The sequence below is a fragment of the Paenibacillus barcinonensis genome (assembly GCF_003217495.1).
GTDB classification, from domain to species: Bacteria; Bacillota; Bacilli; order Paenibacillales; family Paenibacillaceae; genus Paenibacillus; species Paenibacillus barcinonensis.
Genome location: NZ_QJSW01000001.1, coordinates 384,038 through 407,701 on the forward strand (window position 1 = coordinate 384,038; position 23,664 = coordinate 407,701).

Sequence of the window (23,664 nt, forward strand, 5' to 3'; positions counted from 1 at the left end):
GGCTTGATCTGACACTCCGAACTGGAAAAAAAGTGAACTCCCCCACTCCGGTTGAGATGGCCCATCGCTATTTCATTTTATCGAACGGACTGCTGCTCAGCCACAGCATGCTCTTCTCCCGGATTCAGATCAATGACATATCGCCCTGGTGCGATTAAAGCAGTCTGATGCTCACAGCGCCAGCGACGCCCACCAGATGAGCCTAATGTCTGACCATCCTGAAGCACATCTCCCTGATCAAATATGTAATACGCAGCGCCAAGTAGCGTCTGGGCAACGGTATCCGGCTCAAGGCCTCTAAAGTGACATTGTACATCCGGCACACCAAGAGCTGATAAACCGACTGTATCCATCACGAGTTCACGTTGCTCCTCCGTGCCTCCTGCCTGATACATCCGCACATTCATCGCTGCATAGAGGTGTTCCTCACGCTTCTGCGACAGGACATAACCTTCAGGCTCAACCAGCTTGTCGCTGCCATACCAGTAAATTGCATCACATTCTAACGTATCCAACACAGCCAGTACCGCCTTCTGGAACAAATCCAGACGTTTCTTACGCGGCATGGCAGCAGTAAAGAGATCATGAATACGAATTGCGTACCTCGCTGAAGCTACAGCCTGTCCCGCCTCAGGCCAGTGCCAGGCTTGCTGCAGCGCCCCCGCAAAACGATTACGCTCTTTAATCTCATGCACCGGAAGGATACAAGTCTGAGCCGGAATGCTTCCTTCCTGAAAAGCAACCTTGTGCTCCAGATGATAGAAGAGGAGCATTTCTTGCAAATCGTGCTCATTCTCCCCCTGCTTGACATCCAGTCGGCCTTGTCCTGTACGTTTAATCAACGCCTCCTGCAACATATGCCGATTCAGCTCCGGTCGCTCTCTGAACAGAAATTCAACCATGTATACGGGGTGAAAACCCGAAGCGAGCTCATCCCCTTCACGATTGCCTGAACTAGTTTCTTTGGATTCTTCATTCTCCATACTGCTTCCCTCATTCCTTACTCGGTCCCTTGGCCTTCATTTCCCTGAAAAGGACCAAGTTCTTTTTCCACATAAGTGCTGACCTGACTGGAGAATTGTTCTAAAATCTCCGGCAATATTGAGCTTAGCGGATGAAGCGCTTCACGCTGCCAGCTGTAATAGTCTTGCACGAGCGGTTTACGCAATAAGACAAGCTCGCGCAAAGCCTCATACGTGGATTCATCAAACACCTTTTCTTCGTAGTTGATTTGAATGATATCATCGTAACTGCTTGCATCTCTCATAATGAAGCCGTCAATGAGATAACTGCCCACATCGGTCACAATCTCGATAGCCAGATGCAGACAGCGCTCCTGTACCATTCCTAACACCAGACCCCCATCCCATGCTTGTACAGCATGCCTGAGGGCTTCCGCCACTTCCGGTACAGCATGAAGCCGGCGAGCGATCTGGTCCCTATTCACATAATACATTCATTCACTTCCTGTTCAGTGAGTTATCTATTTCGTTTGCCTCTGCGCTTGAGCCAGAAGATCATAACAGGGCACGCGATCAGAAACACGATAAAAATATATAAAAATTCCATAACGTCTCTTAAATCGCTCATGCAGATTCCCCTTTAAACCCATAGTAGAATGTTTAACTTATTAGAACTCATAGTCAACAGCGATGGATTGCTCTCTAACTTCGTTCATATATTTGATAACATCCTGATGAAGAGGGTGAACCTGGTACGCCTGAAGATCTTCCAGCGAAGCAAACTCCGCAGTTAATGAAATGTCGAATGATCTGTCTGAGCGCAAGACGTCAATTCCTACATCAAGCGAGATCAGAACATCAATCTTGCCTTCCAGATTACGAAGAACCTGGGCAGCAGCTTCAATAGTTTCTGCAGAGCGATCTTTCATTTTGAACAGGACAATATGTTTAATCATCTGGCCAAACACCTCGTTTGATTTAATATAGTTGGATGTTATTGCAATGTTTCGTGTATCCAAAATATATCATATCACTCTTTAATACGGAAGGATGCCTGCATGGTTTCCCTAACATCGAAAAAATTATTCTGGCGGGCCCTTGCCCGATTCCGGCTGCGGAACAGAAGCTGCCCTCCCGTTCTCTGGTTTCTCCTCTTCCTTGCCGGGTGTCCCAACATTTTCTGTATCATGCTCTGCAGGTGAATACATATTTGTGGAAGACTCCAGCGGCTTGGCCCATTCGCGGTCAGGCAAACGCCCTTGTTCCTCCTGCTTCTTAAGCACAGCTATGGCCTGTCTAAGCTTGTTAGGTAGTGGCAAGCCTATTTTGGCGTAATTCTCAGTAATCGAGATCAATTCATTCACAAGATAAAAGTAAATAGCACCACCTTTGATAATGTCAGTTCCCATAATCAGATCAATGCGGTGAGCCAGCAGAACAATCGTCAACATCAATCCCTTACGCGCGATCCCCCAGAAGCCAATATTACTATTGAGTCCCGTTCCCGTCCTCACAGCCGCCGCCAGACCTGTAATGTAATCAACAGCCATAGCAATTGCGAGCAAACTAAGCAGCTGATCCCAGCCTCCAAAAGCAAACGTTACAAACGCACCTGAAATGGCAGTAAACGTACTCACCGCTGGACTCACGTTCCTCACCTCTCCCTTGTTTTCTTTTCCTCCGGGTACCCTTCAACTTCGCCTGGAGTACCCTACAATATATGTGAGAATGAGAGATTGTGACAGTTCAACTGCCTTGCAGAGGATGCGGATTTATCATTTCAGATTTGCGCATATCAGAGTCCATTCATATCAAAAAAATTATATTCAGGAATGAACGTTCAGAGATATAAACAGCGTGATGTAAGCAAAAAAACACATAAAAGTCCCAAAGACCTATAGTTAGTTCTATAGAACTATTTTTTATTGAATACTGCACAAATCATTCCATCATTTTTAGTGAATCATTGTAATCTAGGAATATACTAGGATGTGTTTAACATGAAGTCTAGTTCATAGTTCCCTCTTTCATCTGAGACAGCACTCTTTCGGTTTTAAATCAGGTAAATGGGACACTTGAAGTACCTCTTTTTTTATTGTAGTATTTGGTTAAAAAAATCGGAGGAAATATGCCTAATCAACCAGAACAACATTCCATCCAGGCGTGGTCTCTGATCAACCGTAAATATTTGGGAAAAGGTGTCCGCGTCAAGCGGTTCCGTAAACCGACACGCTGTCAAATCCGCAATCGTGTTCTTCTTGCCGTGCTGATGGCCAACGATATTAAATTGTCTCAGCTCGCCGAAGATCTCTCGATCTCCTCACGCAGTGTAAGCGCGTGGGTGTATGAAGGGCGAATACCCGGCAGCACCAATCTGGACAAAACCTGTCAGTTGCTTGGCTATCCGCGGCATATTCTCTTTAATGAAGAAGTCGTGCGTAACAGTCCTGTTATCTGTCAACCCGAGCCATCACGCTTTATGAAGCGAACGGTCACCCGCTCACCGGTGAGTAACCGTATTCTGACTGGCCTGTGTATGGTCCATGATTTGTCGGTGACAGATGTCAGCCACTGGATCGGGGTTCACCCCGGCACTTTCCGCAAATGGCTGCATCAGGGAACGCTGCCTTCTGCCGCGTTTCAGGAACAAGCGGAGCAATTTTTCCGCATCCCGAAAACTATTTTGTTCGCAGATGTGATTCTGAAAAAATCGTAAGCGATCATGACTTAAACAGCGAACAGCCAAAAAGCTTTGTCTCCCGCAGGGAAGGCAAAGCTTTTTTTAAATACAAATTCGGCACGCCCTGAACTTCCAGTTATAACGGATGCATAGTTTCCCCGCAAATACCACAAAATGATATCACACAGCGAAGGTATGACTACATATTCTAAACGCCGAAGTACAAGAACGAAAGCTGCTTACATCTGCTGTATACTCTGATCCAGGAAATAGGTGAAACGATGAAGTCACACAAACCGATAGGTCTCTCACTCGGCTTTCTTGCAGGCACCACGTTAGGAAGCGGAATTGCATTTCTGTTACGCTTGGCTCCATACCCGTTAATGTGCTGTGTTGCCTTATGTGGCTTGGCTGGAATGGTATCCGGTCTGCTCACCGCTATGATCAGGCAGAACCGTATCCAGAAACAGGAGTCCTGAATACAAAAAAAGGTTTGTACACCACCATATCGGTAGCGTACAAACCTTTTTTATCTGATGCGGTCGAGAGGACTCGAACCTCCACGGGGGGTTAGCCCACACGGACCTGAACCGTGCGCGTCTGCCAATTCCGCCACGACCGCATATGTTGCGTCTCCTCATCAACGATGAAAATGGCATCCGGTGAAGCAATTCCTTGTTTTACCGTAATTCAGAGTATACATGTTACGTAAATATATTGCAACCACTTTTTTATCTACTTGTCCCGATGGGACATTTGTCCTTTTTTGTTCTTTGTAAACCGCCTATGTTTAGGAACGTACAACCTGATCCGGTTACAGTTATTTAAAAAGCTGATAGGAGGCTTGCATGGGATGGAATCAAAACTTTGCTTTGTCGGAGCCGGCTTTCACGCGTCCACAAATATTTACCCCGCCGCAGTTGAAGCAGGTGCATATATTCAGGCTGTCGCTACACGCCACCTTGAACACTCTCAGGCTACCCTGCTTCGGTTTGGCAGTTCTGGTCAAGCATATGATCAAGCAGGGCTCGATTTAATGCGGAGCATGAAACTTGATATGCTGCGTCCCCCATTTGTAGAATAAAGCAGCATACACAAAGCGAAGCTCTTGCCCATCTCTTCTCAAGGGAAATAACAAGCAGAAGCAGACCCTGCTTAGGGCCTGCTTCTGCTTGTTATTTGTTGCTAATCGGTGTCTTATTTTCTACCGACTGAATCACAATGGTACGATTACGTCCCTCTTCCTTTGCCAGATATAATGCATTATCCGCTAAATGGAACAATTCGGTTTCAGACCGGGCATGCAGTGGGAATTCTGCAATACCTGCCGAGATGGTTACTCTGCGATCAACTGCCAGCACACTTTTTTCAACAGAGATTCGGATGTGTTCAGCTATTTCAAAGGCCATCTTCGAATCATAATTCCGCAGCAACACCACAAACTCTTCCCCGCCAAAGCGGGAACAAACATCCTCAGGTCGAACAGACAGTTGAATCAGTCTGGCAATCTGTTTAAGTACCTCATCTCCGGTTGAATGACCAAAGGTATCATTAATTAACTTAAAACGGTCAATATCCAGCACAACGATTGCAAAAGAAATGTGCTCATGAATCCAGTTTTGTATAACCTCCTCGAAGGTTCTGCGATTATTTAAACCGGTTAACATGTCCGTTCTGGCATCGTACACAAGCTGATCTGTCTTGTTTCTGAAGCTGGCCATAGCTCCGATTACGGTGCGTGTAAGAAGATCCACCTCCCTGTTCCAGTGAGGCTTTACAACAGGCAGCTCTGTTCGTCCCTTGTCCACCTGTTGTACCAGGTTAGCCAAATATACAAAAGGCTGCACAAGCCTGCGGGCGACTCTGAGCGCCACAAGAGTCAGCAACACAAACGGTAAGGAGGTATACAGCAGCAGCAGTCCAATCTGACGATTTAACTGATCATATACCATTTTAGTGGGTGATACGATAACTACTCCCCAATCGGTTGCAGGAACTTTGTAGTACCCTGCCAGCGAATTCGCACCCTCCAGGTTCGTATATTGCTCCTTGCCGGTCTTGTTTTGCAACAGTTTGCGGACCACGGTATTTTCACTAATGTTTTTCCCAATTTTGCTTACGTTTGGATGAAACAACAAGGTGCCTTTATGATCAACAATAAAGAAATAAGCCCCATTGCTACCTTTTAATTGACTTCCGAACAATAAATCGAGTATATTGTTCTCCTGCAAATATATATTTCCACCAATTGTACCTTTGTAATTACCGTTAGCACCAAAGACCGGCTCACTAATAAATATAATTCTTCGCTTTGTACGTGGTGTAATATATGCATCCGATATGTATGAGGATTTAGCTTTAATGGCCGCTTTGGCCGACTCAGATTTCACATATTTTCCAACACTAACTTTAGAATAAGGTGAAATGGACTGCATTAGCCCCGTCTCATCCACAAGCGCAACAGAGTTAAAATAATCACTGCTCTGGTGAATTAAGTTCAATGTATTGTTTAAGGTCTCCTTATCTTTGTAATCAACATTTTTAAGATAGTCCGCTCCCTGCTTCAAGCTCTTTTGCATGGATTCAAATAATGAGTTTAACGTTTGGCTCATCTGCACTGCACTTGCATAATTCAGCGAAAGCGTGTTGTTGACCAGCTCCTGTTTCTGGGTCGTATACAACGTAATCACCATGATGGTCAAAGTCATCAACACCGAAATTGTAACAAGTCCGCTAAGCAAAGCGGTAAGACTGATTTTCCTGAATCTTCTGACTTTTCTGCCTAATCTGGATTTTTCATCGTTTGCAATCATGTTTGGTTCCCCCGGATTTTCATAAAAAGGCATATCCACTCTATCTTATATCAAAGTTGTTAAGAAGCAATAAAGAAAAATAATATCTTCACATATAATTTTTAGGATTGACGATTTCATGACAAATTTCAATCCGGGCATCTTACCATTCACTAACCGTCTCGGTCACCCCTCGATTATATAACCTTCCTCAAGCCGTTGTTCCACAAAGCCGGACATCTGCCTCACCTGAACATCAATCGGCCTATGGCTGCCCATTAGAATGCGATTCTGTACGTCATTTGGCTCCGCAGGGAATGCAAAGGCCCGTGTATAGGCGAACGTCTTCCCAAGTGTGGTGTAGATCGCGTTGACCAGCGTGTCATTTCCAGAACGACCAAATACATTAAGCAGTACAGCACCATCTGCATCAAGCCTGTCCTTAACCATTGCAAAAAAGGATTGATTCGTAAACTGCTCCGGTGTACCGGATGCAGAAAAAGCATCAATAACCACATAATCATACGTGCCGGATTTTTCCCGTTCCAACAGTTCACGACCATCGCCCACCATGATCTCTGGACCTGTGTAGCCAAAAAAGTGTTGACTTATCCAGACAACCTCGGCATCAAGCTCAGCCACCTTAACCTGTCGATCAGATAAATAAGAAGGTATCGTGCCAATCCCGTGACCCACCACAAAAACACGACTATACTGCGGATCATTGCGCTCCATCAGATGCAGCATCGCCCGTGGATACTCCAGTACAATTCGAGAAGGCTGCTCTAGATCAAGAGCCCCCTGAACTGCATCGTCCGAGAACTGCAGTACACGGAAGCGCCCCTGTTCACCATAGAGTCTCTTGGTATCATATACTGTTAACTCATGCTGCTCACTTTTATCCCGATATAACACTCTCAAGCTGCGACTCCCCTTTTATCCTGACAATCTGACTTTCTTTATTCCCTAAAATCTGAATGCTCTCGCCCTGATTGCTCACACTCACTTACTGATACCCTGAGAATCATTCCTGTGACTGGGTAGCCTCGTGTAAAGCATGCACATAAGCAACACCCAGATTGGAAAGCGATGTGCTCTTATGACTGATCCAGCCGACATTAATGGACTCCTCACATTCGAGCGGAACTGGAATAATCTCGTTACCGTTCAGGTCAGCACTAAGCACTCCTGTTGAGATGGTATATCCATTGAGACCGATTAACAGATTAAACAATGTTGCCCGATCATTGACCTGAATGCTTTTCGGATGTGATAACGTGCTTAGAATTTCCTCGGAAAAATGAAATGAATTATACTCACCCTGATCAAAGGACAGGTAAGGATAGTCCTGAAGCTGTTCGATAGCCACAGATGCCTGCTTGGCGAGCGGATTGTTTACACTGATGAAGATATGCGGCTTGGCAGTAAACAGGCTCGTAAACACAAGACCCGCGTCTTTCAGCAATTTATTGATAACCTTGGCATTAAACTCATTCAGATACAGAATGCCAATCTCGCTGCGAAGGCTCTTGACATCCTGAATAATCTCATACGTCTTCGTCTCGCGCAGGGCAAGCTCATATTCATCATGACCATATTGTTGAACAAGCTTTACAAATGCATTCACTGCGAAGGCATAATGCTGAGTGGATACCGAAAAATGCTGAGGTGAAGGCTTTGCATTTAAATACCTATTTTCCAGCAGCTCTGCCTGCTCCACGACCTGTCGTGCATAACTCAGAAATTCTACCCCCTCCTTGGAAAGGGTAATGCCTTTATTCGTGCGCTCAAAAATCGTTATACGCATTTCCTGCTCCAGATCGCGAATCGCATTGGACAAACTGGGCTGAGAGATGAAGAGCCGTTTGGCGGCTTCATTCATGGAACCGTGTGTAGCAACTTCAATTACATACTTCAATTGTTGTAATGTCATGGGTTGCCTCCTTTCTCAGTTTCCACGGTAATGGCCCGTTGCGGTTATATTAATTAACGTCACAAACGTCAAATTTAATAAGAAAATGTATTCTTTTTCTCCAATCCCGTTAGCAGATGCTCATCATCAATCTTACATTTCTCCGGGAACATGCTGCGCTGAGCGAGCTTATCGTCAATAAAATCAATCACTTGCTGCAGCGATGTAATCTGTGCCTTTACTTTTTGCTGATAATTGATTAGCATCTCCCGCTCCTCCGGGAAATCATCAAGATCCGACTCCAGCGACATGTGTAAAAAGGGTTTCAATTCCTCCAGTGACATGCCTGTTTTCTTCAGACAAGTAATCAGACTCATCGTGTGAATGTCCTGCTCGGAATAGACACGGTGGCGGCTGGCCTTCCGCTCGGCACGGGGAAGAAGCCCGATTTTCTCATAATAGCGAATGGTATCTTTGGATAAACCTGACCGTTGTGACGTCTAATGAATGGAAAACATCATATGACCACTCATTATCAGCCCTCCTGTATACATAGTTCTCTCTATCATACAATTTGGAGCCAGCTCCAAGTCAAGTCGAAAATATGTCTCTTGACTTGGAGTCCACTCCAAATTATAGAGTGTATTTCGATATAACAATACATTCTTCATGGAGGTTATTATGAACATTACTCCCTTATTACGCACAGCCCTTATTACAGGCTCCACATCAGGAATCGGCCTGGAGCTCACACGAAAGCTTCTAACAAATCAGTGGCAGGTTATCGGTCTGAACCGCTCCGCCTTTCCCGAACACCCCGACATTCAAGCCGCATTGGCCTCAGGCCAGCTGTACGCCGTACAAGCCGATTTGACGAGCTACACCAGCCTCCACGCTGCACTTGAGCACATTCGCCTCAAAACCCACGCCATTGATGTCCTGTTTAACAATGCCGGAGGAAGCGCGCCCAGCCTCCTGTACTCCGCTCAAGGCCATGAGCTGCATTTTGAGCTCCAGACTGTAGTTCCGTACATCATCTATCGAGAGCTCTACCCACTGCTGCGTGAAGGACGGATGAAAACCGTAGTGAACACCTCCACAACTGCTTTTTGCATGCTGAGATCATTCAATCTTCAAACGCTGGAACAGCCTATATCCTTTAAAAAGCTGTTTGGCCCCTATGCTGCATCCAAGCTTGCGCTTTCGTTGTGGACTCAAGAGGCTGCAGCTGCTGCCCAGGCAGACGGCATACATCTTCTAAGTGTGGACCCTGGCGGGAACAACACATTAAGAGCGAATAACTTATCAGGCTTACCCTTCTATATCAAACCTGTCATGAAATTGTTTTTCCCTCCTCCAACCCGAGGTGCATCTCTCCTATATGCCGCAGGGCTAGGGAACACTACACATGAGTCGGGCAGTTATCTTGTCAACAATAAACTGGCTCGCCTGCGTTTTACGGAGCAGAGCGCTGCTGTGCTGCACCGTGTAGAGCACATCTATAAGCATAAGTTCCAATGTCCATCATAATTGCCAAGCCCCTGCTCATAGGTGTAATCATAGTGAAAATGCCGTGTCTCAAAGGATTGAGGCCAACAGCGGAAGGAGCTATATCATGAGTAAGGGAAAACAACCCAGCGGCCAGCCTTTCATCATACCGCAGCCCATACGCAGTGATGGTGCCGGAGGGCCTGATTACGGTCCAAGGGACGTGCTGCGGGATATTCAGAATCCAGATATGCTTGTGCCCCCCAAGACAGATCATGGCTTGCTGCCTAATCTGAGAATGTCCTTCTCCGATACCCACATGCAGCTGAATCATGGCGGCTGGTCACGTGAAATTACCGTACGTGATCTCCCCATTGCCACCACGCTCGCAGGAGTCAATATGAGTCTAACGCCAGGCGGGGTACGAGAACTTCACTGGCATCAGCAATCGGAATGGGCCTATATGATATGGGGAACAGCCAGAATCACTTCTGTGGATCAGAACGGGCGTAATTTTATTGCCGATGTCGGTCCGGGTGACCTTTGGTTTTTCCCTAAAGGTCTGCCTCACTCCATTCAGGGGCTGGAGAACGGCTGTGAATTTTTATTAGTGTTTGATGATGGCAGCTTCTCGGACTTGAATACACTCTCTATCACTGACTGGTTTGCGCACACCCCGCCAGAGGTTTTATCGTTGAATTTTGGAGTACCTGAATCGGCCTTTCAGTCGATGCCCAAGGAGCAGGTTTACATTTTCCAGGATACTGTACCCGGCTCCCTCGAAAGCCAGAAGGTTCAGTCTCCCTACGGTACAGTTCCCCTCTCATTCACCTATCGTTTGCTTGCACAGGAGCCTCTCATCACACCCGGAGGAAGCGTACGTATTGTGGATTCCACCAACTTCCCTGCCTCAACCACAGTCGCTGCAGCCCTTGTCGAGATCAAACCTGGAGCGATGCGTGAACTACACTGGCATCCCAATGCGGATGAATGGCAGTACTATCTGACAGGTGAAGGCAGGATGACGGTTTTTGGCGGGGAAGGCAATGCACGTACGTTTGATTACAGGGCTGGAGATGTCGGCTATGTCCCCTTAGCCATGGGGCACTATATACAGAATACAGGCAAAGACACGTTATGGTTTCTGGAAATCTTCCGCAGCGACCGCTTTGAGGATGTATCTCTCAACCAGTGGATGGCTTTAACACCACGTGATCTGGTACGTGACAATCTGCATGCCCCTGCTGAGCTGCTGGATGCCTTGCGTAAAGTGAAATGGCCTGTGGTTTGAAAATATAAAAAAGCATCTCTCCATGAATTATCAAGTGGAGAGATGCCAACGGGTCATCATTTGTTTATTGATGTGATCATCTGATTGTTATTTAACAATTGCCGGTGCCTTTTTCCACAATCCCAGTATGAGACCGGAAACGACCGAACCAATAGCCACAGCGAGCAGGAAGAGCAAGGCATGGTTAGCCAGCGCCGCTACGAAAATACCACCGTGAGGAGCGGGTACGTTAATGCTCCACAGCTGTGTAAGACCACCCGCTACCGCAGAACCGATAATACAGGATGTCAGGACACGAAGCGGGTCAGCCGCTGCAAATGGAATGGCACCTTCGGTAATGAACGACAAGCCAAGCACATAGTTCGTCAAACCGGATTTACGTTCCTGCTCCGTGAATTTGGATTTGAAAAATGTGGTTGCCAATGCGATTGCCAGAGGTGGAGCCATACCGCCTGCCATAACTGCAGCCATCCATGCACCATCTGTGTTACCGCTAGAAGTAAATACACCGATGGCAAATGTATAAGCCGCTTTGTTAAAAGGACCACCCATATCAATAGCCATCATACCGCCGAGCAACAGACCGAGCAATACTTTGTTACCTGTACCCAGATTGCCAAGTACATCTACAAGCCATGTATTCAGAGAACCAAAAATCGGATCAAAAATGTAGTATGCAATTGCACCAACGATTAGCAACCCAAGCACTGGATAGATCAGGATTGGCTTCAAACCATCAATCGCTTTTGGCAGACCTTTCAACGCTTTACGCAGACCAAGAATAACGTAACCCGCCAGGAAACCGGCAGCCAGACCACCAAGGAAACCGGCATTGGAATTCACAGCCATCAAACCGCCGACCATACCTGGCATCAGAGCTGGACGATCACCGATACTCATTGCAATAAATCCGGCAAGGACAGGGATCAGGAAGTGGAATGCTCCGTCACCGCCGCCAATGGTTTGCAGCAGCTTCACAATGGGATTGTCAGGACTTGCAATCTGCTCAAACAGGAATGAGATCGCCAGCAGGATACCCCCACCGACAACGAATGGCAGCATGTGTGAAATACCGTTCATCAAATCTTTGTAGATTTTGCTTCCTACGCTCATTTTGCTGTCACTTGCAGCTTCATCCTTGGAGCCTCCGCCTTGACTGCGATAGATCGGTGCATCTCCGTTGACTGCCTTACGAATCAGCTCTTCGGATTTACGAATACCATCACTTACCGGTCTCTGAAGTACCGGTTTGCCATCAAAGCGAGCCATCTCGACATTTTTGTCAGCCGCAATAATTACACCCTTGGCGCGAGCGATCTCGTCAGCCGTGAGTACATTCTGTGCACCTTCGGAGCCATTGGTCTCAACACGAATGTTGATGCCCATTTCCTGCGCTTTTTTCTTCAAGGCATCCTCAGCCATAAACGTATGCGCAATACCTGTCGGACAAGCTGTCACGGCAACCACAAAATCCTCGGTATTGGCATTGCCAACAATTACACCAGAGTTGTTAGCACGACTAGATGCACCAGCCGCCTGTGCTTCTTTCTCTGCTTTGGCTTTCTCCTTCTCGGCTTCCTTCGCAGCAGCCTCTGCCTGCTTCGCATCAAACAGAGCGCTTACTTCTTGAGGTGTATTCGTATTCATCAGCTCGGCGATGAAATCGCTATCAACTAGCAGCCTTGAAAGAGCCGCGAGTGTGCGGAGATGGGTGTTGCCCGCGCCTTCAGGAGCAGCAATCATGAAAAAGAGTTGAGCAGGCTGATCATCCAGCGATTCGAAATCAAGACCTTTGCTGCTTTTCGCAAAAACAACCGTCGGTTCATTTACTGCTTTTGTTTTGGCGTGTGGCATAGCGATACCGCCACCGATGCCTGTGCTGGATTCCGCTTCTCTTTTATAGATCATTTCTTTAAAGAGCACAGGATCATTAATTCGACCGCTGCGATTCAGACTCGCAATCAGTTCGTCAATTGCTTCCTCTTTGGTAGTCGCTTGCAGATCCATGATCATCGCTTCTTGAAGCATTAATTCAGTGATTTTCATCTTGGAACACTCCCTTAAGTTCGGGTGGCCCGCAGCAGCAGGCCATCCCTGTAACTGTTCTTCATCATTATTTATGTGTTAACATTTCATACCCTGTTATGCACTTGCTGCCTACAGCTTGGTAATCGTAACCTGCTCACGCAATTCCTCAATCAATTCACGCGCTGCCAAGTCATCCGAGAAAGCCGTTGCACTGCCGGATGCTACGCCTGTACGGAAAGCTTCAAACAAGTCTGCTTGCAGTACATACGTACCTACAAATCCACCAATCATGGAATCACCGGCACCGACTGAATTTCTCACCTTTCCTTTAGGCACGTTTGCATGATAAACATCCGTCCCGGTGATGAACAGTGCCCCTTCTCCAGCCATGGAGATCAGCACGTGTTTTGCGCCGGCTTGGAGCAATTTTCTTCCGTAAGAAACCAGTTGCTCACGAGTCTCGATGGTTACACCAAACAATTCGGCCAGTTCATGATGATTCGGCTTGACCAGCAGAGGCTGATGTACCAGCGCTTCCATCAGCGCAGGCCCCGTTGTATCAATGACAAACTCGGCTTCTGTCTGCTTGCAGACTTGAATGAGACGATCATAGAAATCTGAACCAAGTGATGGCGGAACACTGCCAGACAGAATGACGATATCTCCTTTTTGCAAGGAAGATAACTTATGCAGCAGTTGATCTGCCTCCTCTGCATGAATGGCTGGTCCAAGACCGTTAATCTCGGTTTCGTCTCCATGCTTCAGCTTGATGTTAATGCGAGTGTCATCAGCAATGGTGACAAAGTCGGTTTGAATGGCTTCTTCCTGAAGCTTGTCGTTAATGAAACGACCTGTAAAACCACCCAAAAATCCGATGGCCGTATTGGCTGCCCCAAGCTGATTCAGAATACGGGAAACGTTGATGCCTTTGCCACCAGGGAGCTTCAAGTCCCGATTCATGCGGTTAAGTCCACCTAGCTTCAGATCGTCCACTTCTACGATGTAATCAATGGACGGGTTGAGTGTTATCGTATATATCATCGCTATCCCTCAATTATTTTAGTTTTCTGGGTGATTACCGTCCGCCAATGTTCAGGCATTCGCTCTGTAATCAGATCCGCCTCCTCCAAATCAAACAATTTGGCAAAAGTAATATCCCCAATTTTGCTGGAATCAGCCAGCACATAGGATTTTCCTGACAACTGATGTGCACGCCTCTTAATCAAGGCTTCCTCCGGATCAGGCGTTGTATACCCCATCTCAGGATCTACACCGTTACTTCCCAAAAAACACTTGTCGAATCGGAAATTATCCATGTTCTGCAACGCAATGCTGCCGATGACCGCTTTCGTATGAATTTTCATCATACCGCCTAGCAGGTAGCTGCGAATTCGCTTGCTTACCAGCGCCTCTACATGGGAAAGTCCGTTAGTGACTACTGTTACATCTCTGGCTTCAATAAAAGGAATCATAGCCAACGTTGTTGTACCAGCATCCAGGTAGATGCATTCACCATTCTGAATCTCCTGCGCCGCTAGACGAGCAATGATTGTTTTTTGTTGAATGTTTTTGAACGTTTTTTCCTCCATGCCTGGTTCTAGTGTTTTTTCATTCACCAGTGAGGCACCACCATGAATACGTTTGAGCATCTGACGGCTTTCCAGATCAATCAAATCTCTTCTAATTGTGGATTCAGAAACGCCAAGCACATCAACCAGCTCTTGCAACTTCACAATTCCCTGTAAATGTAAGCGCTCTACAATTGCAGCATATCGTTCTTCAGTCAGCATTTTCATTCCTCCAACTGCTTCTATAGTATCATAAATCCCGCAAAAAACAATCACTTTCATTCAAAATAATTTAAAAACCTTCAAAAAGTTTCATCATTCGACTTGTTTTCTTGACCAGTTGTACCTTTCACATGGCATCTCACGTGAATTAAATATTACATCCAGCCATAGGCCACGCAAAAGAGGCCTTAACTGTACTTGATCTTGCAAGTTACTAATGAAAGGTGATGCATGAGATGACGGATCGTATTCGTAAGCGGCGGCAACCTTGTGAGCTTAAACAGCCGAAAAAACACACAGCCCTTCAGCCCGGATGGGTCTCCTCCAACTGGAGCGGTTATGCAAAGCTTGGATCACCCCGTAGCTATCAGCGTATATCTGCAGAATGGACAGTACCTTATGTCCTTCCCTCCCGGATGAACGCTTACTCCTCTGCCTGGATTGGCATTGATGGCTACAATAATGCAGATCTGATTCAGACGGGAACCAGTCACGACTGGATCAACGGCAAACCCGTATATTACGCCTGGTGGGAAATACTGCCGAGCGCGGAGACAATGATTCCTTTCCCTGTATCACCGGGGGATAAGATGCAGGCCTCGATTACGAAAATTACACGTAAAACCTGGTGCATCACGTTGAGAAACGGGAGCAAAGGCTGGACATTCCGCACAGTACAGCGTTATTCCGGACCCCAATCCTCGGCGGAATGGATTGTTGAGGCACCTACCGTCGCCGGGGTCACCTCTGCTTTATCCAAGTTTACTCCTATTCAATTCCGCCATTGCCGGTTGAATGGACGCTCTCCTCAATTACGTTCAAATCTCAAAGGCATCATGATTCAAAGCAAACAAGTGCTTGCCGTTCCCGGTCCTCCGAACCGGTGCAAGGACGGTTTTGTCGTTCGACGAGTGTCAGGCAACGGATAGCACCAGGTTCATCTGCTCGAAAAAATCCTGCAGCACCCGCCTCTACTGACGGCAGTGCTGCAGGATTTTGACGGTTACAGCAGTTCGTTGCTTCCTACTTCCGGCTTTGGCTTGAGCCATTTCCCCTCTTCATTGATGAAGGCTCCTTTGAAACGTCCCATCTCAAGCTGCTCAATCAGCATATCCTCGTCGGTCACCAAAATATCAACCAGCTGTTCGAGAGTGTAGTATTGGGATGCATCATAATCCACCAGAACAGGAACAGCCGTATCATACAACTCCCGAATCAGATTCCAAGAGAATGCCGTCCAAGATTGGTCATCTGCTGATAAAACTGCAACGGTTGAGACACCACTGTACGAAATGATTTGTCCTTGAGATTCATCCATAACGTATTACAAGCCTGAACACTCATATAATTATGTTCCACATCATAAAATTGCATTTCTTCAATCTTCATATACTTCTCTTGAAAAGCTACAATTTTGATTAAAGGCACATTACGTAAACGCGATGCTCTTTTCACATGTGCTCTGAATTGTTCATAGCTCATCTGTTTGCTTGGTTCTATTTGCTCCATTTCTAATCCCTGCCTTTAACATGTTCCAAACGACATTTTACAATAAATAAAAGACCCCTGTAAAACAATGTTTACAAAAACAAAAAACGCACAGCGCGAGCACTGTGCGATAAATGGATTACATGCTTGAGCAATTTACTCTGCAAGAACGTTATTTGGCGTCCAAACGGCCGTGAATTCCTGGTCTTCATAGGTATAAAACTGCTGTAAAATGTCTTCCCGATCATCCAGAAACAATTGATCTGCGATGGCAGTAACCAGCTTGGGAATAGCAGCTCTGGTGCCTGAAATAGCAGAAGCCGATAAGCCGCAGCTCGCAAGTGCCGAATAATTGAACATAAACAGTCCATGCAGCACAGGCTTGCCTTGCTCTGTTCGGCTTGTCATAGCAAAGCCAGGACTCAAGAATGGATGAGCATCCAACAAGGCATTGCGATACTCCTGCGACGCTTGGTAACAATCACTCCATCGTGCAATATGTTTCTCGATCAGGCCAAGCTCTGGCCGTAACGCAGGATCACTCAGCAGTCCGGTGCTGATGATGAGATAATCAAACCTGAATTGCCCCTGCGGTGTTTGCACCAATACACCTCGCTCCCCCGCCTCCACACTCAGCCATGGGGAGTGAAGATGCAGAACAAACCCCGGCCAGGCAGCAGCGCGATTAAACGTATCATTGGTCGGCGGCTGATTATATTTGAAGAAATGAGAGATCACCCGATATTTATCAGCGACAGGTAATGCATGGAAGCGTTCAATCATGCCAGATTGCTCCATCTGACGTATCGGATTAACGCTGGGCAGCTGCTCCCGCCGCACAAATACATGCGCCTCCTGTACTCCCGAGGCCAATGCGTAGCTTGCATTATCAAAAGCGGAGGCTCCGCCGCCAAGGACAGCAATCTTTTTCCCTTTTAAACGTTCAAAATCAATCTCTTCCGAAGTATGGGCGTACAATTCCTTCGGTAATCGGTCAGCAATCATGGAAGGCACATGCCATTCGCCCCCTCCCTGAATGCCGGTTGCAAGCACAACTTTCCGAGCAAGGATGACGTTATCGGTTGTCCCTGGCCCCTCAATATGAAGGCGATAAATCCCGCTATTTTGATCCATCAGACCGTTTTCGATATCAGCTTGAACAGCCGGTTCAATCAGCTTCAGCCTGACTTCGTTTCGCATGGGAAGCTCAAGCACCTCCCGATACCAGCGCAAATAGTTCATCCATTCTCCGCGCGGGATTTTGTCGAGCTTTTCCCATCCCTCACGCCCGTTCTGCGCCTCCCACCACGATCTGAATGTCAAGGATGGAATGCCCAAATCAATGGATGTCAGATGCTTCGGCGTTCGCAAAGTCACCATTCGAGCATAGGTTTCCCAGGGTCCCTCTTGTCCAGCCGGATTCTCGTCAATGATCAGGATGTTGGATATCCGTTCACGCAAAAGTCCAAATGCAGCGCCAAGGCCACTCTGCCCACCGCCGACAATAACGACATCATACACATGGCCCTCTGCCTGCTCTTTGGCTCGCACCCAACTGGACCCGCCATAAGACAGAAACGTCAAGTCATTTCTCACACGTTCATTCAATGCTTCCAGACTCATGAAGACCAATCCTTTCGTGACGATGAATCACCTTATGCATTTTATTTCGAGAGAACTATTAGCGATATTATATGAGCTCAGCCTGATCATTTGAAGCTTATAACGGTTGAATTGTCAGGAAAGCTAAAAAAAGGTGACATGCTTGTTTGGCCGTACGAACTCTTATTCAGAAAAATAAAAGCAGATTCGGAGGGAATCCCGAATCTGCTTAGCAAGAGATCATATGGATTAAGTCATCTGATGAACTGACCATACGATACCGTTAGCTGCATAGAATAAGCCGATAACATCCCCCGTACTTAACGTAACTTCGGCAGCCAACGTTACTATTCCGCTCCCAAGGACTGCTCGCAAGGTGAGTAAGGTTACTGATACCTTTAAGATAGGAGATGCTCCACTAACCAGTGTGGTTCTGCGGATGATGTTTGCTGCACAAGAAAAGTCGGGTTAACACCTGCTGCTATGGACAAACTAATAGCTGCTGCTGTGGACAGATGGCAAGAAAAGCGAAAAAGCCTTCACTTGCAAAGTCAGGGCCGGTTGCTCCAGTTGTGCCTGTTACTCCAGCGGCTCCTGTTATTCCTGTTATTCCTGTTATTCCTGTTACACCAGTCGCTCCGGTGACTCCTGTAGAAGTGCTCCTGCCCACACGCTGTCCATAAGATAATGTAGATACCGGCTCCAGTCCAAGCATAGAGAAAGCATTACCCAGACCGTAATACAATGCGGCAATATGGCTGACTTTATTTTTCATATACAAGTTTTCTCCATAAACAATCCTTCCTGTAATTCAACGTTATGAAGCAAATTTTTCTATAGAAACAGCTGTTGCAAAATGATAAATCACATGTTATATTGATTGAGGCATCAATGATTGAGGTATCAACTATTGATCCATCAACGATTGGTAACAGCCACAGAATCATCAGGCAATGGCATTGTATACTGGCAACTTTAAACATTTGTTAACATACGCCGTTGTTGATTCAGATTCACCCGGGAGGTCTAATCATGACACGTATGGTTTCCAAAGAAGAGCAAGTCATTAATCTGCTGAATGTGCTGGGGAATAAAATCAGTCCCAAGTTTGAACGCTGCACCGGGATTAGTTCCTCACGCTTCGAAATTTTGCATGAACTGGATCAGGTGGATGAGATTAACCAGTCCATGCTCCAGAAAATCATTAATATCGACAGTGCTGCCATTACACGCCACCTGAAACAGCTTGAAGCTGACCTGATGGTTACGAGACGGAAGAACCCTGAGGATAATAGGGTAACTTTTGTTCGTCTGACGGACCATGGGCGCAAGCAGATTGAAGGATATAAAACAGAGAAAACAAATTATATCCATCAGATTCTGAATGGTTTCAGCGAGGAAGAGATTCATGCACTGGCTGATTTCCTGGAACGTATGCAAAATAACTTTTAAACGCTATATATAGAGGAGAGATTTCCATGAATACAACACAAAACAAAGTTCAAAAAACAAATGATTTTAACGAAATTACTTACGGTCGCCGTTCCGTTAAATTGTATGATCCTGAAGTGAAGATCAGCCGTGAAGAAATGACTGAAATTTTGGCAGAGGCTTCCCGCGCTCCATCTTCCATCAACATGCAGCCTTGGCGTTTTCTTGTTGTAGATACACCTGAAGGTAAAGAAAAGCTTGCCCCTCTTGCCCGCTTTAACCAAAATCAAGTGCTGACTTCTGCTGCAGTGATTGGTGTGTTTATGGATATGAACAATGCCGAATATTTGGAAGAAATTTTTGGTAAAGCAGTGGAGCACGGATATATGCCTAAAGAAGTTGCAGATCAGCAGTTAAAAGTGGTTAAACCTTATTATGAAAATATCCCTGCTTCCGATCTGCGTGATGTGAACCTGATTGATTCTGGTCTGGTTTCCATGCAATTGATGCTCGCTGCGCGTGCTCACGGTTACGACACCAACCCGATCGGTGGTTACGAAAAAGCTCAAATCGCTGAAACGTTTGGCATGGACAAAGAGCGCTATCAGCCGGTAATGTTGATCTCGATTGGTAAATCGGCCAAAGAGGGACACCCTTCTTACCGTCTGCCAGTAGACACAATTACAACTTGGGCATAAGTTTAGAAACACATTTCGACTCACTTACTATAACTAATTGGAGGTTTTCACAATGATTATCATTCACGCACATCTGCAAGTACAAGCCGCTCAAGAGCAAGCTTTTCTGGACGCTGCCAAAGAGCTGATCGCAGCTACACGTCAAGAAGAAGGCAACATTAGCTATGATCTGGTGAAAAGCACAGAACGTGAACAAAGCTACACCATGATCGAGCTTTGGAAAGATGAAGCTGCAACAGCAGCTCACAATACAAGTGCTCACTTCCAGGCTTTTGTTCAACAAGCTGCAGCATTTATGGCTGCACCAATGAACGTAGAAGTATTTGCAGGCGAAGCAGTGAAACACTAAGCTACCAAGGATGCTAACGAACCCAATCACAATCCGTACAGTATGATACAAGGGCCGCTCGGGGCAAGATGTCGGGCGGCTTTTTCATGCTTTGCTGATACAGGAAATGGAAGTCATATTTCCCACTCGTGGATTGAAGTGATACAATAACGTTGTATACATAAAAAATGACTGGGAGGTATTCATGATGAACATGAAAAAAGGATTGCTTTCGGGTATGCTCGCTCTGGCCCTAACTTCTACTCTTCTCGTCTCTACTAATGTAAGCGCAAACAATTCAAGCGAAACGAACTCCCCCCTCTCTTATACTCTAGTTACCAAAGGGTATGATTGGGGACCTGCTGTCTACAAAGTTGTTCTGAATACAGGTGTACCTGTGGAAGGGAAATCTCTCACCAAAGATACGTTCAAGGTTCTTGCCGAGCGAAAGTATCCGATGATTAATTTTGAAACCCAGCAAAAGTATGACGGAGCAGACAGCAATAGCAGGACGATCGAGCGAACGTACCTTTCAGACGAGAATGGAAACAAAACCAGCCTGCCCACTGCACAATATATTACGATTGAGATGAAAGTTCACCCTGACCTCGGAACAGCCAGCCCGTTTCATTTTGATCTGCAGTCCTTCACCAATCAATATGTAGACCTTCAATATACTATTATTCAGCAAAAATCCCTTCAGGACCAGGCGGGAAACCCCGTTGAGCATCTGACTACCAGACCGGGAACACCACATATGATGATCGAGCAAGGTGTCGAGCGTTTTGATACATCAGGTAAATTCAATTATAAAGATTCCAAGTATGGTCAGATTAATCTGACATATGCTTCATACATGCCGGAACAGAAAAGCAAAAAACCGCTGATCATCTGGCTGCACGGTGCGGGTGAAGGTGGAACCGATCCAAGAATCGCCCTGCTCGGTAACAAGGTCACTGCATTAGCTGATGAATCCATTCAGAAATATTTCGGTGATGCTGCTGTACTCGTGCCTCAGACCCCTACGTTCTGGATGAATGATGGAACCGGACAATATACGAAAGACGGAAAGAGTATGTACACCCGATCCTTAACAGCCCTGATTAAACAGTATGTGAAGCAGCATGCTGCGGATATTGATACAGATCGCATCTACATTGGCGGATGTTCCAACGGCGGATTCATGACTCTGAATATGCTGCTGGCTAACCCGGATTATTTTGCAGCAGCTTATCCCTCGGCAGAAGCCTATGATGATGCCCTATTGAGTAAAAAGGATATCGCCACACTGAAAAACATTCCGATCTGGTTTACCGCTGCAGGCGCGGATCAGACCGTCGATACATCCAAGACTTCAACGGCTACCTACAAGCGTTTGATTGCAGCAGGCGCCAAGCATGTTCATTATTCTTATTTTGATAACGTGTTAGATACGAGCGGATTGTATAAAAAGGGCAATGGCAACGATGCGCCATATGAGTACAATGGACATTGGTCATGGATTCCTGTGTTGAACAATGATATCTCCAGGGACTTCAATGGCAAGCCTGTCAAAATAAAAGGCAAGGCCGTATCGCTTATGGAATGGCTGGCTAATCAAAAGAAGTAAGGATGACCTGATGAACCCAGGCACGCTGAGAGGTTATGTTAAAAAATATCTGGAAGGAGCCGCATAATCGGCTCCTTCTAATCCATCCCGCTAATCCATCCCGCAGGGATGCTCGCAGTTTACATCACTTCAAGCCACGTGCCGGGGGGATGCTTTGCGGATTGTTGAACACATTTTTCGGATCATATTTGGCCTTCACCCGGCGTAATCTCGCGTAGTTGCCCCCGTAGTATACCGGCCCTGAATTTTGGATGCCCTGGTCTGGAACGTTAATGTATGAACCTACGATGTACGGCTGTAATTTTTTGCGTGTTTGACGAACGAGCGCGATATTTTTAGCAGCATGAGATGGCTTGATCCATGTACTGTTCCATTCCACGTAGAACTTCTCTTTACGCCAGAAAAACGCTGTTGATCTAGGAGATTTACGACTTACGGCGCCTCCCCAGTTAAGGAAATAAAATCCGCCTGGACCCTCTTCCAGCTTCTCCAAAAATGCTCGCATTGATTTAATCGCTTTATCGGGGAAGGGTTTTCGTCCAAAGCCGGACGAGAATTGATTACTGAACCGTTGAGTCTCAATTGGATCAGGGAGCAACAGGAACTTCACAACTTCCGGGTACGGTAATAACCGTACAATCGAGCTGGTTGGTGTGCCCACACTCGTCATTGGCTGCAATAGACGGAGAGCCTCTGTTTTAGACCCTAAGAACAGCCCTTCCATTATGACATTGCCACCCTTTTTCGGTCCGATGGACAACTCGCTGCCCAATCTTGTATTCACCGAGGGTGCCCACTTCTGCCATACTTTGAGTACCTTTTCGAATTGAGCCCACGGCCAGGTGATTTTATATACAGTAGCCTTCGCTGGAGCACGCCGGACTTTGAATTTGTAGCGGGTGTACACTCCAAAGTTGCCACCGCCGCCTCCCCGTGAGGCCCAGAAGAGATCTGCATTGCGGTTTTTGTTGGCCAGAATCACTTTTCCGTTCGCATCCACCATCTCCACCTCAAGCAGGTTATCGCTGATGAGACCTATAGTTCGCTGCAGTGGTCCAATTCCCCCACCTAAAGTAATCCCCCCGATTCCAACGGTAGGACTGTCACCAAAAGGAGCGATGAATCCTTGCTTGGCGAGCGTATTTGCAATTCGTCCCACTCGATTACCTGTTCCGACAACAACCGTTCCACTTTTTTTGTCCAGCTTGATGGTATTGAGGTCACTAACATCAATGACGATACCACCATTCACTTGGGAAAGATTAACCTCAAGCGCGTGTCTTCCGCTCCGCGGCCGGATTGGTACGTTGTTCTCACGAGCCCATCGGATCGCATTGGAGACATCTTTCGTTTTTTGGGCAAAAACAAATACTTTAGGGTACCTGTCGGTATGAGGGTCCCAATTTTTGCGTGCGGCCTCATATCCGGGGTCTCCTCGAAAAATGACACGCCCGGTTAATTTTGTTTTGCTGTTTGTTTTCACACATCCCACTCCCTACGTTATAGATCGTTATACAGCTCTTCTGCATTAGGCATTCTATACTGTATGACGGACATACGCGGAG

The 23,664-nt window shown here is 46.4% G+C and carries 23 protein-coding genes, 1 tRNA gene and 2 pseudogenes; 10 read left to right on the forward strand and 16 right to left on the reverse strand.

The window, feature by feature from the left end; all coding sequences use genetic code 11:
- Window positions 1-77: 77 nt before the first annotated feature.
- From DFQ00_RS01735 to DFQ00_RS01750, 4 genes and pseudogenes are all read right to left on the reverse strand, one after another.
- Window positions 78-983, reverse strand: coding sequence for a DUF4261 domain-containing protein (locus tag DFQ00_RS01735; RefSeq protein ID WP_110893515.1), 906 nt, complete (start codon window positions 981-983; stop codon window positions 78-80).
- Between the two features lie 17 nt (window positions 984-1,000).
- Window positions 1,001-1,456: a DUF86 domain-containing protein gene (locus DFQ00_RS01740; protein WP_110893517.1), complete on the reverse strand. Its 456-nt coding sequence runs from the start codon at window positions 1,454-1,456 to the stop codon at window positions 1,001-1,003.
- A 174-nt stretch (window positions 1,457-1,630) separates the two neighbouring features.
- On the reverse strand, window positions 1,631-1,918 hold the full coding sequence (locus DFQ00_RS01745) for a Dabb family protein (RefSeq protein ID WP_110894066.1): 288 nt from the start codon (window positions 1,916-1,918) through the stop codon (window positions 1,631-1,633).
- A 297-nt stretch (window positions 1,919-2,215) separates the two neighbouring features.
- A pseudogene (locus DFQ00_RS01750) lies at window positions 2,216-2,620 on the reverse strand (phage holin family protein); the annotation flags it as partial.
- 470 nt (window positions 2,621-3,090) lie between these two features.
- Here DFQ00_RS01750 and DFQ00_RS01755 point away from each other — a divergent pair.
- Entirely contained in the window at window positions 3,091-3,678 is a 588-nt protein-coding gene (locus tag DFQ00_RS01755; RefSeq protein WP_110893521.1) for a helix-turn-helix domain-containing protein, read from the forward strand.
- 245 nt (window positions 3,679-3,923) lie between these two features.
- Window positions 3,924-4,121: a hypothetical protein gene (locus tag DFQ00_RS01760; protein WP_110893523.1), complete on the forward strand. Its 198-nt coding sequence runs from the start codon at window positions 3,924-3,926 to the stop codon at window positions 4,119-4,121.
- A 58-nt stretch (window positions 4,122-4,179) separates the two neighbouring features.
- On the opposite strand, the gene DFQ00_RS01765 is transcribed toward DFQ00_RS01760, so the two are convergent.
- Window positions 4,180-4,264 (reverse strand) — tRNA-Leu (locus tag DFQ00_RS01765).
- 231 nt (window positions 4,265-4,495) lie between these two features.
- Between DFQ00_RS01765 and DFQ00_RS01770 the strand changes: the two are divergent.
- A pseudogene (locus DFQ00_RS01770) lies at window positions 4,496-4,660 on the forward strand (Gfo/Idh/MocA family protein); the annotation flags it as partial.
- 157 nt (window positions 4,661-4,817) lie between these two features.
- Here DFQ00_RS01770 and DFQ00_RS01775 read toward each other — a convergent pair.
- The 4 genes from DFQ00_RS01775 to DFQ00_RS01790 form a co-directional block, all read right to left on the reverse strand.
- A complete protein-coding gene (locus tag DFQ00_RS01775; protein WP_110893525.1) occupies window positions 4,818-6,455 on the reverse strand; it encodes a sensor domain-containing diguanylate cyclase in 1,638 nt (545 codons plus the stop codon).
- 165 nt (window positions 6,456-6,620) lie between these two features.
- Window positions 6,621-7,349, reverse strand: a complete 729-nt coding sequence (locus DFQ00_RS01780) for a spermidine synthase (protein WP_341866247.1) — start codon at window positions 7,347-7,349, stop codon at window positions 6,621-6,623.
- Window positions 7,350-7,458: 109 nt separating this feature from the next.
- A complete protein-coding gene (locus tag DFQ00_RS01785) occupies window positions 7,459-8,367 on the reverse strand; it encodes a LysR family transcriptional regulator (protein ID WP_110893529.1) in 909 nt (302 codons plus the stop codon).
- Window positions 8,368-8,441: 74 nt separating this feature from the next.
- Entirely contained in the window at window positions 8,442-8,813 is a 372-nt protein-coding gene (locus DFQ00_RS01790; RefSeq protein WP_244964954.1) for a MerR family transcriptional regulator, read from the reverse strand.
- 214 nt (window positions 8,814-9,027) lie between these two features.
- Here DFQ00_RS01790 and DFQ00_RS01795 point away from each other — a divergent pair, with 214 nt between their 5' ends.
- Window positions 9,028-9,876: an SDR family NAD(P)-dependent oxidoreductase gene (locus DFQ00_RS01795; protein WP_110893531.1), complete on the forward strand. Its 849-nt coding sequence runs from the start codon at window positions 9,028-9,030 to the stop codon at window positions 9,874-9,876.
- Window positions 9,877-9,961: 85 nt separating this feature from the next.
- The gene (locus tag DFQ00_RS01800; protein WP_110893533.1) at window positions 9,962-11,125 is read left to right on the forward strand and encodes an oxalate decarboxylase family bicupin; all 1,164 of its coding nucleotides are present in this window, start codon (window positions 9,962-9,964) and stop codon (window positions 11,123-11,125) included.
- An 87-nt stretch (window positions 11,126-11,212) separates the two neighbouring features.
- On the opposite strand, the gene DFQ00_RS01805 is transcribed toward DFQ00_RS01800, so the two are convergent.
- From DFQ00_RS01805 to DFQ00_RS01815, 3 genes are all read right to left on the reverse strand, one after another.
- Window positions 11,213-13,171 (reverse strand): PTS fructose transporter subunit IIABC, encoded by a 1,959-nt coding sequence (locus tag DFQ00_RS01805; protein WP_110893535.1) that lies wholly within the window; start codon window positions 13,169-13,171, stop codon window positions 11,213-11,215.
- A gap of 111 nt (window positions 13,172-13,282) precedes the next feature.
- Window positions 13,283-14,194 (reverse strand): 1-phosphofructokinase, encoded by a 912-nt coding sequence (gene pfkB / locus DFQ00_RS01810; protein ID WP_110893537.1) that lies wholly within the window; start codon window positions 14,192-14,194, stop codon window positions 13,283-13,285.
- Window positions 14,195-14,196: 2 nt separating this feature from the next.
- Window positions 14,197-14,943, reverse strand: coding sequence for a DeoR/GlpR family DNA-binding transcription regulator (locus DFQ00_RS01815; protein WP_110893539.1), 747 nt, complete (start codon window positions 14,941-14,943; stop codon window positions 14,197-14,199).
- 236 nt (window positions 14,944-15,179) lie between these two features.
- Here DFQ00_RS01815 and DFQ00_RS01820 point away from each other — a divergent pair, with 236 nt between their 5' ends.
- Complete coding sequence (locus DFQ00_RS01820; RefSeq protein WP_110893541.1) at window positions 15,180-15,872, forward strand: G1 family glutamic endopeptidase; 693 nt, start codon at window positions 15,180-15,182, stop codon at window positions 15,870-15,872.
- Window positions 15,873-15,946: 74 nt separating this feature from the next.
- On the opposite strand, the gene DFQ00_RS28705 is transcribed toward DFQ00_RS01820, so the two are convergent.
- The 3 genes from DFQ00_RS28705 to DFQ00_RS29395 form a co-directional block, all read right to left on the reverse strand.
- A complete protein-coding gene (locus tag DFQ00_RS28705) occupies window positions 15,947-16,261 on the reverse strand; it encodes a hypothetical protein (protein ID WP_146236090.1) in 315 nt (104 codons plus the stop codon).
- Between the two features lie 326 nt (window positions 16,262-16,587).
- Window positions 16,588-18,054: an FAD/NAD(P)-binding protein gene (locus DFQ00_RS01835; RefSeq protein ID WP_110893547.1), complete on the reverse strand. Its 1,467-nt coding sequence runs from the start codon at window positions 18,052-18,054 to the stop codon at window positions 16,588-16,590.
- 460 nt (window positions 18,055-18,514) lie between these two features.
- Window positions 18,515-18,808, reverse strand: a complete 294-nt coding sequence (locus DFQ00_RS29395; protein ID WP_174812280.1) for a hypothetical protein — start codon at window positions 18,806-18,808, stop codon at window positions 18,515-18,517.
- Between the two features lie 257 nt (window positions 18,809-19,065).
- On the opposite strand from DFQ00_RS29395, the gene DFQ00_RS01845 reads away from it, so the two are divergent.
- The 4 genes from DFQ00_RS01845 to DFQ00_RS01860 all read left to right on the forward strand — a co-directional run bounded on the left by DFQ00_RS01845 (window position 19,066) and on the right by DFQ00_RS01860 (window position 22,099).
- Entirely contained in the window at window positions 19,066-19,485 is a 420-nt protein-coding gene (locus tag DFQ00_RS01845; protein ID WP_110893549.1) for a MarR family winged helix-turn-helix transcriptional regulator, read from the forward strand.
- 26 nt (window positions 19,486-19,511) lie between these two features.
- Entirely contained in the window at window positions 19,512-20,162 is a 651-nt protein-coding gene (locus DFQ00_RS01850; RefSeq protein WP_110893551.1) for a nitroreductase family protein, read from the forward strand.
- 52 nt (window positions 20,163-20,214) lie between these two features.
- Window positions 20,215-20,511 (forward strand): putative quinol monooxygenase, encoded by a 297-nt coding sequence (locus DFQ00_RS01855; RefSeq protein WP_110893553.1) that lies wholly within the window; start codon window positions 20,215-20,217, stop codon window positions 20,509-20,511.
- Between the two features lie 187 nt (window positions 20,512-20,698).
- Complete coding sequence (locus DFQ00_RS01860) at window positions 20,699-22,099, forward strand: prolyl oligopeptidase family serine peptidase (protein WP_208643738.1); 1,401 nt, start codon at window positions 20,699-20,701, stop codon at window positions 22,097-22,099.
- 124 nt (window positions 22,100-22,223) lie between these two features.
- On the opposite strand, the gene DFQ00_RS01865 is transcribed toward DFQ00_RS01860, so the two are convergent.
- Entirely contained in the window at window positions 22,224-23,582 is a 1,359-nt protein-coding gene (locus DFQ00_RS01865) for an FAD-binding oxidoreductase (protein WP_110893557.1), read from the reverse strand.
- Window positions 23,583-23,664: the final 82 nt, after the last annotated feature.